At 64.5% G+C, this 14,010-nt stretch carries 17 protein-coding genes; all 17 read left to right on the forward strand.

The window, feature by feature from the left end:
• The first annotated feature begins 61 nt into the window (after positions 1 to 61).
• Entirely contained in the window at positions 62 to 526 is a 465-nt protein-coding gene (locus tag IFT71_RS16795) for a hypothetical protein (protein ID WP_192142333.1), read from the forward strand.
• Positions 523 to 846 carry a head-tail connector protein gene (locus IFT71_RS16800; RefSeq protein WP_192142335.1) on the forward strand — a complete coding sequence of 108 codons (324 nt, stop codon included), beginning with the start codon at positions 523 to 525 and terminating at the stop codon, positions 844 to 846. The genes IFT71_RS16795 and IFT71_RS16800 overlap by 4 nt, the downstream gene beginning before the upstream one ends.
• Positions 846 to 1,193, forward strand: coding sequence for a head-tail adaptor protein (locus IFT71_RS16805; protein WP_192142337.1), 348 nt, complete (start codon positions 846 to 848; stop codon positions 1,191 to 1,193). The genes IFT71_RS16800 and IFT71_RS16805 overlap by 1 nt, the downstream gene beginning before the upstream one ends.
• A complete protein-coding gene (locus IFT71_RS16810; RefSeq protein WP_192142339.1) occupies positions 1,193 to 1,789 on the forward strand; it encodes a hypothetical protein in 597 nt (198 codons plus the stop codon). The genes IFT71_RS16805 and IFT71_RS16810 overlap by 1 nt, the downstream gene beginning before the upstream one ends.
• Positions 1,786 to 2,193, forward strand: coding sequence for a hypothetical protein (locus IFT71_RS16815; protein WP_192142341.1), 408 nt, complete (start codon positions 1,786 to 1,788; stop codon positions 2,191 to 2,193). Before IFT71_RS16810 ends, IFT71_RS16815 begins: the two co-directional genes overlap by 4 nt.
• A 21-nt stretch (positions 2,194 to 2,214) precedes the next feature.
• The gene (locus IFT71_RS16820) at positions 2,215 to 2,637 is read left to right on the forward strand and encodes a phage tail tube protein (protein WP_192142343.1); all 423 of its coding nucleotides are present in this window, start codon (positions 2,215 to 2,217) and stop codon (positions 2,635 to 2,637) included.
• Positions 2,634 to 3,038, forward strand: a complete 405-nt coding sequence (locus tag IFT71_RS16825; RefSeq protein ID WP_192142345.1) for a GTA-gp10 family protein — start codon at positions 2,634 to 2,636, stop codon at positions 3,036 to 3,038. Before IFT71_RS16820 ends, IFT71_RS16825 begins: the two co-directional genes overlap by 4 nt.
• A complete protein-coding gene (locus IFT71_RS22015) occupies positions 3,038 to 3,148 on the forward strand; it encodes a phage tail assembly chaperone (protein ID WP_192142348.1) in 111 nt (36 codons plus the stop codon). The genes IFT71_RS16825 and IFT71_RS22015 overlap by 1 nt, the downstream gene beginning before the upstream one ends.
• Positions 3,149 to 3,162: 14 nt before the next feature.
• Positions 3,163 to 6,225, forward strand: coding sequence for a M15 family metallopeptidase (locus IFT71_RS16835; protein ID WP_192142350.1), 3,063 nt, complete (start codon positions 3,163 to 3,165; stop codon positions 6,223 to 6,225).
• Positions 6,225 to 6,818, forward strand: a complete 594-nt coding sequence (locus IFT71_RS16840) for a hypothetical protein (RefSeq protein ID WP_192142352.1) — start codon at positions 6,225 to 6,227, stop codon at positions 6,816 to 6,818. Before IFT71_RS16835 ends, IFT71_RS16840 begins: the two co-directional genes overlap by 1 nt.
• A complete protein-coding gene (locus tag IFT71_RS16845; protein ID WP_192142353.1) occupies positions 6,818 to 7,405 on the forward strand; it encodes a hypothetical protein in 588 nt (195 codons plus the stop codon). The genes IFT71_RS16840 and IFT71_RS16845 overlap by 1 nt, the downstream gene beginning before the upstream one ends.
• A gap of 13 nt (positions 7,406 to 7,418) precedes the next feature.
• Complete coding sequence (locus IFT71_RS16850) at positions 7,419 to 7,841, forward strand: DUF6950 family protein (protein ID WP_192142355.1); 423 nt, start codon at positions 7,419 to 7,421, stop codon at positions 7,839 to 7,841.
• Positions 7,842 to 7,844: 3 nt separating this feature from the next.
• Positions 7,845 to 12,185, forward strand: a complete 4,341-nt coding sequence (locus IFT71_RS16855) for a hypothetical protein (protein WP_192142357.1) — start codon at positions 7,845 to 7,847, stop codon at positions 12,183 to 12,185.
• The gene (locus tag IFT71_RS16860) at positions 12,182 to 12,592 is read left to right on the forward strand and encodes a hypothetical protein (RefSeq protein ID WP_192142359.1); all 411 of its coding nucleotides are present in this window, start codon (positions 12,182 to 12,184) and stop codon (positions 12,590 to 12,592) included. Before IFT71_RS16855 ends, IFT71_RS16860 begins: the two co-directional genes overlap by 4 nt.
• Positions 12,592 to 12,876: a hypothetical protein gene (locus tag IFT71_RS16865; protein ID WP_192142361.1), complete on the forward strand. Its 285-nt coding sequence runs from the start codon at positions 12,592 to 12,594 to the stop codon at positions 12,874 to 12,876. Before IFT71_RS16860 ends, IFT71_RS16865 begins: the two co-directional genes overlap by 1 nt.
• 83 nt (positions 12,877 to 12,959) lie before the next feature.
• Complete coding sequence (locus tag IFT71_RS16870; RefSeq protein WP_192142363.1) at positions 12,960 to 13,154, forward strand: hypothetical protein; 195 nt, start codon at positions 12,960 to 12,962, stop codon at positions 13,152 to 13,154.
• 98 nt (positions 13,155 to 13,252) lie between these two features.
• A complete protein-coding gene (locus IFT71_RS16875) occupies positions 13,253 to 13,807 on the forward strand; it encodes a lysozyme (RefSeq protein WP_192142365.1) in 555 nt (184 codons plus the stop codon).
• Positions 13,808 to 14,010: the final 203 nt, after the last annotated feature.

The raw sequence follows: 14,010 nt of genomic DNA on the forward strand, positions 1-14,010 counted from the left end.
CGACTGCCGGCGCCGGGGCTACGGCCCCGGCGATAGTCCCCGAACAACACAGGAGCGCACCATGGCGCGAACCCCAAAGCGGGTGGCATCGGCCACCGGCACTGACCAGTCGCAGGCCGCCCCGACCGGCCCGGCTGCTTCGACCCCATCCGATTCCGCGGCCGCCTCGGGCGGCGAGACGTCGGACGGCGAAGGCGACACGAGCGACACGCAGGGCGACAGCTCGCCGCCCGCTGACGATTCAGCTGAAACCACTGCGCCGGCACCCGTTGCGGAAACGCTGGCCGACACCTCGAGCGAACCGTCGTCGTCGCCAGAACCCTCGCCCGAACCGGCCGCTGTACCCGCGGCGGATGCAGCAACCGCGCCGGTCGACGAAACCATCGAGGTCCGGGTGCTCGTCGCTTATGACGATCACCTCCCCAACGATGTGATCGTCATGGACCGCGTTGAAGCCGAGATCCGGCTCGATCAGGTCGATGCCGATCCGGTCGCGGTCGCCTACGCCAAGAGCTTGGTCGCGTGACCGAGCCCGTCGCGCTCTCAGACATCAAGAACGACCTTGGTCTGGACCCGGGCGCGACGGACCAGGACGCGCGCATCGAGCGGCTCATCAAGGCGGCACGCCGATCGGTCGAGAAACGCATCGGCTATTCGATCGTCGGCGATGCGCCGACGATCCCCGTCGACGACATCGACGTCGTTCGCCAGGCGATCTGCCTGATCGTGGCGACGTGGTTCGCATTGCCGGAAGGCGTCAGCGTCGATGGCCGTGCGGGTAGCGTCGAGCTGCCGCTCGGCGTGACATGGCTGCTCGATCCGGTCGCGAAGTGGGCGGAAGACTAATGCGCCTCTCGGCCGGGCGGCTCCGCCACCGCGTTGCCATCATGCGCGCAACCAAGGTCGACGACGGCCGAGGTGGTTATACGACCAGCTGGGCAGCGGTCGCAGGCGCCAGCGCCGTGCCGGTCGAGGTGCTCGGGTTGACCGGTACCGAGGCGGTTCGCGAAAAGGTTCTGCGCGGGATCCGCGTCTATCAGATCACGGCGCGGTGGCGCGGGGATCTGCTCCCCAAGGACCAACTGCGCTACGGTGCCGAGGATCTCAACATTCGCTCGGCGGTAGATCCGGACGGCAGGCGCGAGCAGCTCGTCATCCTCGCCGATACCGACGGCGCGGTGAAAACCAGCTGATGGCACGATCATCGGTGCAGGGGCTTGCCCACGCGTACAGCCTGATCGACCGGTTGCCCTCTGCTGCGCACGACGAGATGGCCGTCGAGCTGGCGATCATCGCCCGCGAGTTATCCGCCGCGCAGCACCAGGACGTCGCAAAGGCAACCGGCGCCCTCGAGGCCGCTTTGTCGTATCAGCTGCTGCTCGAGCGGCTGTCGGTCAAGGTCGGGCTGTTGCAGGGCGCGCGCGCAGCCGGATCCTTCAACGGCCGCCAGCGCAAGGCACTCGCGGGCGGGCCGTATTACGGCCGGTTCGTCGAATTCGGCCGCGCGGGGCAAACCGTGCTCGTGACCAGGCGCATCAAGAAGCGGACGGTCAAGGGCAACGGCCGCAACGGCACCGGCCGGCGTCTCGTTTACAAGACGCCCAAGCGGCGGCTGCGGCGCAGCTCGAGCCCGAACCGCGGCACATATGTCGGCGATCCTTACAAGCTGCGCGTGAAAGCCAAGGGTAAGCGGCCGTTCGTCGAGCAGCCGCTGCTTCAGCAGGTCGCGGACAGCCATCTTTCAGATTTCTGGGCGGGCGTGCTCGCCCGGGTAGGGGACAAGCCGTGACCGAGCCGATCGACCTGATGACGGGCACTCAGGACGCGCTCATTGCATTGATCCGCGCCCGGCTTCCCGAGGCGCAGAAGTCGATGGTCCGGCATTCCCTCGAGGAAGATTTCGAGCCGCCATTTCACCTGGTCGGCGACATCAGCAGCGAGAATGCCGGCGGCAAGGATGACCAGCTCGAGGAGATCGAGGCGGACATCCATACCGTCTACCGCGGCGACGATCGCCGCGAGCTGCTCGCCCTCATGCATCAGGCGCGGGTCGCAACCGACGGCGCGATCCTGTCGCTCGGCGGGGCATCGTTCCGCGTCACCTGGCGCGGCGCGATCGCCAGCGCCGCGGCCCGGGACGGCGTCACATACGCCGGCCTGACCACCCTCGCAATTTTCGCAGAGCCGGCGTGAGCCGGGAAAAGGAGACACCACATGGCAAATGAATTCGGGAATGACTGGCGCGTCGCGATCAAGAGCGGCGCCGGTTTCATTCCGATCGGCGGCGAAACCTCGCTCGACTGGAAGCGCTCGAGCCAGGAGCAGGACATCAGCGACAAGGACAGCGGCGTCTACGGTGCGACCAGCTATGGCCAGCAGAAGATCACGTTCGCCGTCGCCGGCAACCTGAAGCTTCCCGATGCCGGCTTTGCTGCGGCCGAAGCTGCCTCGAAGAGCTCGCCCCCGCAGGTCGAGGTCCAGATCAAGAAGGGCAACGTGATCAAGTATCACGGCCTCATCGCGATCGGCAATTTCTCGGCTTCGTTCCCGAAGGACGCGCCTGCGACCTTCTCGATGGACATGGCTAACGCCGCGGCGCCGATCGTCGACGCGTTCACCGCGGTCGCCGGCGCGTGAGCCTGGCGCCAGCGAACCCGGATCGCGGCGAGCACGAGCTGCTGCTCGCTGGCGTTCCCTATCGCCTGCGCCCGTCGCACACCGCGATGCGCGCGATCGAGCGGAAGACCGAACGGTCGACGCTCACCCTCATCCAGCGTGGCAACGCCGGCGCACTGTCGCTTGAGGAGCTCGGCACGATCGCGGCCGAGCTCATCCGCGCCGGCGCCGCGCCGGATGACTTCCAGACCCAGAACGTCGATGCCGAGCGCATCGGTGAGCTGATCTACGAAGAGGGCCTGCACAAGGCCCTGGGACGGCTCACCCTTGTCCTGCTCGATGCCGCGTCCGGTGGTCGCACCGCATTGGGGGAAGCGAAGGCGGTTCCAGCGATGACGAGCGAGGACGCTGGCGCCGCCTGATGGGCTTTGCGCTCGATGCGTTTGGGTGGTCGGCCGATCAATTCTGGTCGGCCACCCCGCATGAGCTCTGGTCGATGATCGACGCGCGCATCGCCGCGAACAAGCGATAACGGGGAGGGCGGACATGGCATCATCCAACCGCCGCGACCTGTATCTGCAGGTCTCGGGCAACATCGACGGACTATCGGCGGCGATGAAGGCCGGCCGGTCCGTGCTGAACGAGTTCGGCACGGCGGCCGACAACACCGCCGACGAGGTGCGCAAGGCCTTTGCCAGCCTCGGTGGTGAGTCCGTCGAGCAGTCCGCCCGCCAGATCGAGCGCGCCTACAGCGCGACCTTCGACAAGATCCGCCGTAATGCCAAGCAGGTCGACTCGGCTCCGTCGGGCGCGGCCGCGTTTCAGATCGTCGACGCTGCTGCAGCTGATCAGGCGGCGGGCGCGGCCGAGCGGCAGGCCGCAGGTCTGCGCCTGGTCGCCGATGCGGCCGCACGCGCAGCAGCCGCGACGAAGGACGATGCCGGCGCAGCCCGTGTCTATGCCACGGCGGCCGAAGCCGCGGCGATCGGCGCCGAACGCGAAGCTGTTGCCATGCGTGGCCAGTCGAACGTCATCGCGGGCGTTCGTAACGAGCTCGGCGCGCTGGGCGGCGCGCAGACTAAAGCGGTGGCAATTTCTGGCCAGGCCAAGTCCGGGTACCAGCAGCTGTCCTACCAGCTGGGTGACGTCGCCACGCAGTATGCATCGGGCACGGCTGCGACGATCATCTTCGCGCAGCAGTCCGGGCAGGTCGTTCAGGCGATCAGCCTGATCAGCGGCGAGGCAAAGGGGTTGCTAGGCCTGCTGGGCGGCCCGTGGGGCATCGTGTTCAGTTCGGCCCTTGTCGTGCTCTCGCCGTTCGTGGGCAAGCTCCTGGAGAGCGGCGACGCGGTCAAGAAGGAGACCGATGCCCTGAAGGAGAACGCGGAAAAGTCCGCGATCGCCGATCAGGCAAAGGACGCATTCGCCAAGACCGAGGCGGGCGCTGCCGATGACGTTCGGAAGCTTACCGAGGAGCTGAAGAAGCAAAACGACGCCCTCAAGACCAACGCGGAATTGACCAACATCCGCGCGAAGGAGGATCTCGCCCAGCTTCAGAAGGACCGGTCCAAACTCGCGAAAGACCTCGCGGACGCGCGTGGCGCGGCCCGTGCGTCCAACCGGCCTGGCACCGGTGGCTTTGCCGGTACGGCATCGTTGATACAGGGGCAGGCGGCACAGACGGTCGTTGACCTCGAAGCGCGATTGAAGGCGGTGGACGGCAAGATCGCGAAAGCGAATGCCGCGGTCCAGGAAACGCGCGCTAATCTCGCCGATGAGTCTGCGAAGCGGTCCACGGACAAAGTCGCGCAGATCAATCGGGAATATGACGGTCCTGACGGCCTGATCGAGAAGGCGAAGAAGCGCGCGATCGCCGAGGGTACTGTCGATGCGGTACTGACGAAGCAGCTGCGGACGCTGCGCCTTCAGCAGGCTTCCAGGATCGAAGAGGCCAACAAAGAAAAGTCGAACGCGTCGCGTACCGGCAACAATAATCAGCTCGGCCGCTCGATCACGGTAGCCGATGCGCGCACGATCGTCGCGAGCATCGGCGGCCGGGTCACCAGCGGCTTGCGCAGCACCGCTGACCAAGAGCGGATCTACGCGGACAAGCTTGCCGGCCGTCATGTCGGCCCGGTTGCCAAGCCCGGGACCAGTGATCACGAGAGGGGGCAGGCGGTCGACATCGCCTATGGTCCGGGGATCACGATCGCAAAGATCCGGGAGGCTTTTGCCAAGCAGGGCGTAGCGCTCAGGCAGATCCTCGACGAGCCAACGCAACGCGTATTTCATGTCGCGTTCGGCAAGAAGGGCCCTTCCCAGGAGCAAACCGATCGCAAGGCAGATACCGAAGCGCGGAAACGTGAAGCGGCTGAGCAGAAGCGGATCCGTGACGAAGAAGCCTATGCGCAGCTAAAAGCACGCGCGCAGCAGGACTTGCTCGATGCGACCCGCACCCAGGCGGATACGATCGAAGGCGCGGCAGACCTCGACGTGCAAATGCTGCGCCTCGAGCAGGAGCGCTTGAACAGTGCCGCCCAGGCTGGCGTCGCCGAAAAGCGCTGGTCGCAGGCTAAGGCCGACGAGCTGAAGACGCTCAACGCAGCCAGTGCCGATCTCAAGGTTGCCGGCGTTCGCACTCGCGAGCGCGTTGCAACGGCGGAGCGTCAGCGCGACGTCGATCGCCAGGATATTGCCGGGCAGATCGGCTTGCTCGAGCTGCAGGGAGATCTCGCGACCACCGCCAAGGATCGTCGCGCGATCGCCCTGCAGATCCTCGACCTTCAGGAGCGTGAGGCGCGCGCCACCCTGCAGGCGGCGATCGACAAGGAAAAGGATCCGGTTCGCAAGCAGGGGCTCGAGCGCGAGCTCGGGCGCGTCGAGCCGGAATTCGCCGGTCGTCGTGACCAGACCGAACAGTCGAGCGCGGGGCCGCTGGATCGGTACCGTGCCGATCTCAAGAGCAACACCGACGACGTGAACACGGCGCTGCAGGGCGTTGCGGTCAACGGCCTGCAGACGCTGGAAAGCGGCCTGCTCGGGATCATCGACGGGACCGAGTCGGTGCAGTCTGCCTTCAAGCGGATGGCATCCTCGATCATCGCGGACCTCGCGCGCATCGCGATCCAGAAGGCGGTCTTGGGGGCGATCGGCGGCAGCTTCCTCGGCTTTGCCAAGGGCGGCGAGGTCAAGGGCTATGCTACCGGCGGTCAGATCATCGGGCCTGGCACGGGCACGTCGGACGACATTCTCGCCTGGCTGTCGAACGGCGAATTCGTGATGACGGCGGAGGCGACGCGCCGCAACCTGCCAACGCTGAAGGCCATGAACGACAACCGCCTGCCGGCATTCGCCACAGGCGGGCTGGTCGGCGTCATGCCGCGTCTGCCGAACGTCCAGTCCGCTGCGAACGACGTCTATGGACGGCGTGCCGATCGCATGCAGCTCGATGCCAATGTCACGGTCAACGCGGGTCCGGAATTCGACGCGCGCATGGAAAGCGTTTCGCTCCGGACCGTCAGTGCCACCGCCGAGCCGATCATGGCGGGCGCCACTTCGCGGACGATGCGCAAGCTCGGCCGCGGCGACCTGCCCGGAGGGTTCGAATAATGCTGATCGCCATGCCGTCGGCGCCGATCGCCGCAAAGGTCGATTGGCGCATCGACCAACCCGGGCAGGCCAACCGCGGTGAATGGACCGGCAAGCGGCGCGTCACGCTGCTGTCGGCGGCGCCGCGCTGGTTCGCCAAGGTCACCTTGCCGCCTATCATCGGTGAAGCCCAGGCGCTCGACTGGCGGGCGTTCGTCGTTGACTGCGACGGTATCGCAAACAGCTTTCGTGTGATCGCATGCGAGCGTGAGCAGATTGCCGGCGCGATCGATGTTCGTGTCCGGGGCGCAGGGCAGGGTGGTCATTCGCTCGCGACGTCGGGCTGGGGCGCGGCGGGCCTGAAGCTGAAGCGGGGGCAGTTCATCACGCTCGGCGAGCAGCTGCTGATGCTGAACGCGCCGGTCGTTGCCGACGCGAACGGTCAAGCGACCCTGTCGATCAAGCCATACATCCGGGTGGTGCCGACCGACGGCGCCGCGATCGAGGTCAAGCGGCCGTACGCGGTCATGGCGATGTCGGACCCGAAGAACGGCTGGGACGTCGGCATCGGGCAGAATTACAGCGTCGCGTTCGATTGCGAGGAGGCGTTTTGATGGACAGCCGCCCCGACGCCTCGGCGAATGCAGCGCTCGCGGCCGACGTCCGCAAGCCGGTGACGTTCTGCCTCCTCGATCTGGCCGACGAGCCGATCCGCGTGACCAATGCGCCGTACAGCTTCACCTTCAGCGGTACCGGCGACGAGGATCTCGACGGCTTCACCTTCACCGCGATCGACCCACGTGTCGTATCGGTCGGTCCGGTCAAGGCCCGCGAGGGCGGTACCGATACGCTGTCCCTGCAGCTTTCCGGACTCGCCGGCGTCGACGATGAGCTGATGACGCAGATCGGTGACCGCGCGAATTATGTCGGGCGCGGTTGCCGGCTCTGGCGTGCGATGCTCGATCCGCAGCAGCTGACGCGCATCGGCGCGATCTGGTCGTACTACACCGGCTATATGTCGGTGCCGAAGATCGTCGGCGATCGGACGAGCCAGACGATCAACCTCGACGTCGAATCGTATCTCGCCTTCTTCGGCCAGGCGTCGAACCGAACCTATCTCGATCAGCAGAGCTACGACCCGGGCGATCGCTCGGCCGAGCTCGCGATCGCGATCGCCAACGGCGCCAGCCGCAGATCCTGACGGGAGCACGTCAATGTACCGTCGACCCGATTGGGAGACGCGGCTTGCCGCGTATCTCGAGCCCCTCCGCTTGCGCCCGTTCGCCTGGGGTTCGCACGACTGTTGCACGTTCGCGTCCGGTGCCGTCGAGGCGATGACCGGCGTCGATCCCATGCCGGAATTTCGCGGCCGCTATTCGACCGCGCTTGGATCCATCCGTGCGCTTCGCCGCATCGGTGCGGGAGATCTGGCCGCGACGCTCGACGCCAAGTTCGGCTCGGTATCGCCAGCGCTGGCCCACCGCGGTGACATTGTCATGTCGGGTGGCCTGCTCGGGATCTGCCTTGGCGGCTTCATCGCGGCAGTCGGTGCCGAAGGCGATCGCGAGGGGCTCATCCGCATCGATTGCAGTCGCTGGGTGGATCCCCGCGCCTGGCACGTCCAGTTCGGGGTCTGATCGATGGCAAAGGCAATCGGATTCGCAGCGCTGGCGATCGGCGCGGTGGCACTCATCGCAACCGGGGTCGGCGCAGTCGCCCTTGGTGGCTTCGCGGGCACGCTGACTGTTGGTGGCATTTCGGCCAGCACGCTGTTCCTGGTGTCGGGTGGCCTTAGCGTCGCGTCGACCCTTCTAGCAAAGACGCCCAAGGTCACCGCCTCGCAAACCGAGCGCCTGACTGCGAGCGTGGACCCGCGCGCGTATCGCAAGACGTGGTTCGGCCAGACTGCCGGGGCTGTTGATATCCGGTATGAAGAATGGTCGGGCAAGGATCAGGAGATCTGCGACTGGATCATCGCCTTCGCCAGCCACGCGATCGACGGTGTCGAGGAGATCTGGTTCGATACGCAGATGGCCTGGTCGGCGAGGACCGGGGTGGTCGGCAAATATGTCGGCTATTTCTCGATTCCGAATCTGGTCCTGGAAGGCACGCCGCAGAACGCCTTCACCTTTGCCAGCGGCAAGTGGAACGCGAACACCGCGCGCATGACCGGCTGCGCTTATGCGCGCTTCCGGTTCAAGGTCACCGGCAATAGCAAGAAGGCGCAGAGCCCGTTCTCGAGCGGGATACCGAGCCGCATCACCGTGATCGGCCGCGGCGCAAAGCTGTACGACCCCCGTCGTGACAGCACGGTGCCGGGTGGAACCGGACCGATGCGCGCCAGCGACCAGTCGACCTGGCGCTATACGGCTGACGATGGCGTCGTGATCGGTGAGAACCTTCCGCTGCAGATCCTGCGCGTCGTTCTTGGGTGGCGGATCCGCAACCCGGTTACGGGCGTGATGAAGTTGGCGACGGGCTCCGGTGTTCCGGCACGTCGCATCAGCCTTCCATCGTTCCAGATCGCCGCAAACCTCGCGGACGAGCGCGTCAACCGCTCGGCCGGTGGCAACGAGCCGCGCTACCACGGCGCCGGTGTAATCTCGGAAGGCGACGATCAGAAGACCGTCCTCGACATGATGTGCGCCGGCTGCTGCGCACGCTTTCGCGATACCGCTGGCAAGCTCGCCCTGGTTGTGTCGCACAACGACCTGGCCTCGGCCGCGATCGATGACGGCCTGAACGATGACGACGTCGTCGGCGCATTCAATTGGGATCCCGATCCATCGCTCGAGGCAACGCCGAACATCGTCCGGGGCAAGTACGTCGATCCGACGACGGCATCCCTCTATCAGCTGGTCGACTATCCTGAGGTCAGCATGCCGAGCCCGGACGGGCAGGATCGATATCTTTCCCTCGACCTGGGCGTTGTCGAAAGCCCGAGCCATGCGCAGCGGGTTGCCAAGCAGGTGCTGCAGCGCCGCCAGTATTCCCGTCAGTTCAGTGCGGCCTTCGACATCCGGGCGTGGAAGTACAATGTCGGCGATGTGCTGCCCTTCACTTTCGCGCCGCTCGGTTTCACGCGCACGCTATTCCGGGTGAAGGAGCAGGAGCTCGGCCAAGGCGGCACCTGCAACATGGTGCTGACCTTCGAGACGCCGGACTTTTACCAGTGGGATGCAAGCGACGCGCTGCCGGTCCAGGCAGCAGATCCGATCGTCTATGACAGCCGCAACAATCCGCTGATCCTGGCGATCGACGAGGCCGCGACGACGGCGCAATGGGATGCCGTCTCTGATCCGACCGGCACGAAGCCGGCGGACAATGCCGACGTCACCGGCGAAAACACGTCGAAGGATACGAACGCGGTCGGTGGTAAGCCGGCGGGTGATCTGCTGAAGTCGCTCGACGAGCTTGAGACAGTGACGATACCTGCGGTCAACAAGGCCGTTGCCGACGCCAATATCGCCATAGATGCCGCGCGCCGTGAAGCTGACGCGGCGGTGGATGCTGCAAATACCAAAATCGATCAGGCTACTGCTGCATTGGCAGAAGATGATGCGGCGATTGTGCGGCAGATCGAAACGATCGCCACCGACTTCAGTGATCGCGACGTCGCAACTAATGTACGCGTTGATGAAAAGGTCGCGCTGCTCGCTGAAGCCGACAAGGCGCTTGGTGAAAAGGTCGATCGTATCGTCGCCGGCGGGTCGTACGACGATACGGAAGTCCGAGCAGAAATCAGCCGCGTCGATACAACCGCCATCGATCGGGACAGCGCGACCGGTCGACGCATCGACGAAGTGAAGGCGTCGTTTTCCGCAGGTGGGAACCTGCTCTCCAACACCGACTTCATCTCAAAAGATGGTTGGACGTTTAACAGCGAAGCTGGATCAATAGGCGGTCTGAACGACGTTACCAGCCTGCAATGGTGGCCGGTTGGCATGAACGCCCTGGTGATCGGTCAAGAGAACGCATCCACCGATCGTGCAGGCTTCTGGCAGCAGACTATAGCCGGTATCGAGCCGGGGCAGATCTACCAGTTCTCAGTATACGCTGGATCACATAGGTGCGTCACCACACTGTACCTGGACTGGCTGAGCAGTTCCGGCGAGTTCATCGGCACCCGGTCGATCGATGCGGCAGAGGGGAACCCGGGGAACGGGCTCCTGACCGACTACCACCGAATGTTTTTCAACGAGCCGGCACCCGCCGGGGCAGCGCGAGCGCGCATCTACCTTATCAAACAAGGTACTCGAGCCGGCGGAAACAGCTACGCATGGTTTTTGAGGCCGCAAGGCGCGAAGGTCGGCAGCGCAGATGCGGCCCTGCTTCCTTACACGCCGGGCAGCGGTGACGCCGTCCAGATCTCATCGGCTGCAAAGATCAGTCAGGCAGCGACTTCAGCCGCTGATGCCAACCGCTCTGTGGCTGATCTGTCGCGAAGTGTCACGGCAACCTTCGAAGGCGTCGAACGCACGTTTGGCGGCTACAATGAGCGTATCACGGCACTGTCGGATGCCCAGGACAGCTATGCCAGTCGCGCGAGCTCGCTTGAGGCGCAAGCTAGTCCGTCCGGTGGCAATCTCGTACCGAACAGCAGCCTAAGTACGCTCGATGGATGGAGCCTGACTGCAAACCCAGGCGCGCTATCGAGCTTGGTGCTCAATGGCGCTGGTTCGACATGGATGATTGGCGGTGTCGAAAACAATTTGACGCTGTATCGGGGACCTGCGGGACCTGGCCTTTTTAGCGAAGTTCAAAGTAGTCCGTTCGCCGTGCGGGCAGGATCAACCATCCAACTGTACGCGATGACTGCATGTCACCGTTGCCGCGCCTGGGTTTCCGTCTTCTTCTTCAACGATAATGGTTACATCGGCTACGCCGGCGAGAACTCCGCCGCACGGATCAATGCAGGGGGTCAAGATCTTAATGCATGGGACCAGACCGGCGTCAAAGAGATCGTCGTGCCCCTTGGCGCTGTTCGTGCCACGATCGCGCTCCGATCTTACGATGTCGAGAATGACGGCTATGCATGGTTTTCGCGGCCGTTTGTCACCGAGGTAAAGCCCGGGACCAAAACCTGGGTGCCATATAGCTCGGGTAACGATCGCGCTGTGACGGGCGCCACGAGCGCACGGATCTCGGACATTGCCAGCGTCGTGGCCGATTTGCCAAACCGATACGCGGCCGCGGCGCGTACCGCTGCACTAGAAGCGCAAGTCAATTTCGGTGCGGACAGCGGCCTCCAGCGAACCGTCAATGCGCGGATCGAAGACCGGGCGACTGCGATTGCTGACGCGAAGGCAGGCGCTGTAGCCCAGACGCTCGCGGAGCTGCGGGCCGAATACAACGGCAGCGCCGCGACCATCGCAGAACAAACCGGCGCCATCGCCGGCATCGATGGCCGCACCAGTGTCTTCTGGTCGGTCACCGGCACGACGCCTGACGGCAGCACCCGGATCAGCCTGTCGAAGTCGGACGGGTCCCCGGGTGTCTTCTATATCGGTGCCAATCTGTTCGTCGACGGCAACGCAATCTTCAACGGCACGGTGACGATCCGCGCGCTCGATCGGTCGACCATGACCGCCACGACTGCCAGTTCGGTAGCGGGTTCGTACGGCGGCGCAGGACAGGCGAGTAAGCAATACATCCCTAACCTCGGCGCGGACATGTTCATTCGGTCGGGTGGATCAATATACATCGCCTTCTCGGGCTTTATCGGCGGGCAAACGAACGGGACACGCGACACCCAGCCAACGCTTGAAATCTTGAACGCCGCGGACAACGGGATCTTGGCTACGATTCCACTGCCGGAAAGCGGCTTTGGCAGCACAGGCCGATTGGATAATTACACAATCCGGGTTCTGAATACGTTCGGTGAGCTGACTATACGCTGGAGGGTCGCTGTCAGGGCTACCGAGCGGACTTGGTCAATCATCCGGGACCCGGCCCTCTCTGTCTACTGGACCGCGCTATGAAGCATTTGGCTATTTATGAGATCGAAACTGGTCGAGTGATCGGCATGTTTTCTGCTGATATCATTCCCGATCCGGAGTCCGGTTATGCATACATAGAGTATGACACCGCGATTGATCCTCGCGATTGGATCGTTGCTGATGGCAGGTTGGTACCAAGTACCGCGGCTACGCCTGCCCTCATATTCTACACCTTCAATCAATGGGTCGACCTGTTTCCGCTCGGTGAGCAGGTGGCAATCGTCACGGCGACGATGTCTGACCCGATGGCCAAGCTGATCTACGATCGCGCGCAGTCTGCGTCCGGTAGCATCGATCCAAGAGATCCACGCACGCAGGAAGGTGTCGGCTATCTCGTCGAGAAGGGTTACGTGTCCAAGGCCACTGCCGACCGGATCGCAGGTCTGTAATGCGGCGGTTGCGTGATGTAGCGCAGCAGCTGCTCGTATCGGTCGATCAGCTTGCCCAGGTCGTGATAGTCGGCCTGTTCTATATTTTACACATCACCGACGCCTGCCCTTCGGCAGACGAGACAATCAGCAGCTATGTTGGCCGCGCGCAGATGCGAGGCGCATGGTGGGCCAATCTGACCGCCCCAGTCATCGACTTACTGTTTGTGCTGCTTGGCGAGAAGCCCGGCCATTGCCAGCGTAATGTCGAAAGCGCTTTTCTCGGATCCGCGCCCAAACCCTGAACGCCTTTGCGAACACCTAGTCGGCTTGATCCTCGGGCCTGACCCTCGGCGCTAGCCGCGCCATCTCATGATCGGACATTACCATGACGCTGGACCATGTTCCCGGCGCTGCGAAGCTGTCGTTCGACGTCGTGTCGGCTGGCATCGCGGTCGGCACGCTTGCGCAGCTGCTCCCGCACATCGCCGCGCTGCTGACGATCGTCTGGACGCTGATCCGGATCTTCGAAACCGACACGGTTCAGACCGTTCTCCGGCGCCGGCGCCGTGACCTCGAATAGTCCCGACGACGTGTCGGACCTGCCGATGGTCGCCGCGATCGCGGCGATCGCCGAGATCTACGCGGCCGCGGCCGCTTCTATTGACCAGGAGAAAACCGATGTCTGACGTCAAACGTCTGGCCGTGAAGACGCTTGCGGGTGTCCTTGGCACCGCGATCGGCGCAGCTGCGCTGTTCACCTCCATCCCGGCCGACGAGAGCGGCCGTAAGGTTGCGGTGACGATCGCGCCCGACGGCGCCGCGACGATCCGCCACGTCTCCGGTCCGCAGTTTCTCCGCGCGTATCTCGACGCGGTGAAGGTGCCGACCGCGTGCGATGGCATCACGCGCGGCGTCCGGATGGGGCAGGTCTACACCGAGGCGCAGTGCACGGCGAAGCTCGAGGAGGAGCTGATCGCACATGCGACGGCCGTCGTGGCGTGCGTGCCGGCGCTGTACGGCCGCCCCAACCAGGCCGCGGCCTCGGTGAGCCTGGCGTATAACATCGGCGCGGCCGGCTTTTGTCGATCGACTGCTGCGCGCCGCTTCAACGCAGGCCAATGGGCCGCTGGCTGCGATGCCTTTCTGATGTGGAACAAGGCTGGCGGCCGCGTGCTCGCGGGCCTGGTCTCGCGTCGCAAACGCGAGCGCGCCCTCTGCCTCACCGGCCTCTGACTTCACCAAGGAGGAAGACGATGAAGGAACTACTGAAGATGCTCGCGCGCGAGATCCTGGTGCCGATGGCGATCGCCGCGGCCACCAAGGTGGCTGCCAAGAAGCTGGCCCCCAAGGACAAGCCCGCGAGCTGATCCGGACCGGGTGAGCGCAAGCTCACCCGGCTTCTCCTCCTCCCGACCAAGACCATCACGACGCGGCGC

Origin of the sequence: Sphingomonas sp. CFBP 13733 (assembly GCF_014841795.1) — a bacterium.
Taxonomy (GTDB): Bacteria; Pseudomonadota; Alphaproteobacteria; order Sphingomonadales; family Sphingomonadaceae; genus Sphingomonas; species Sphingomonas aerolata.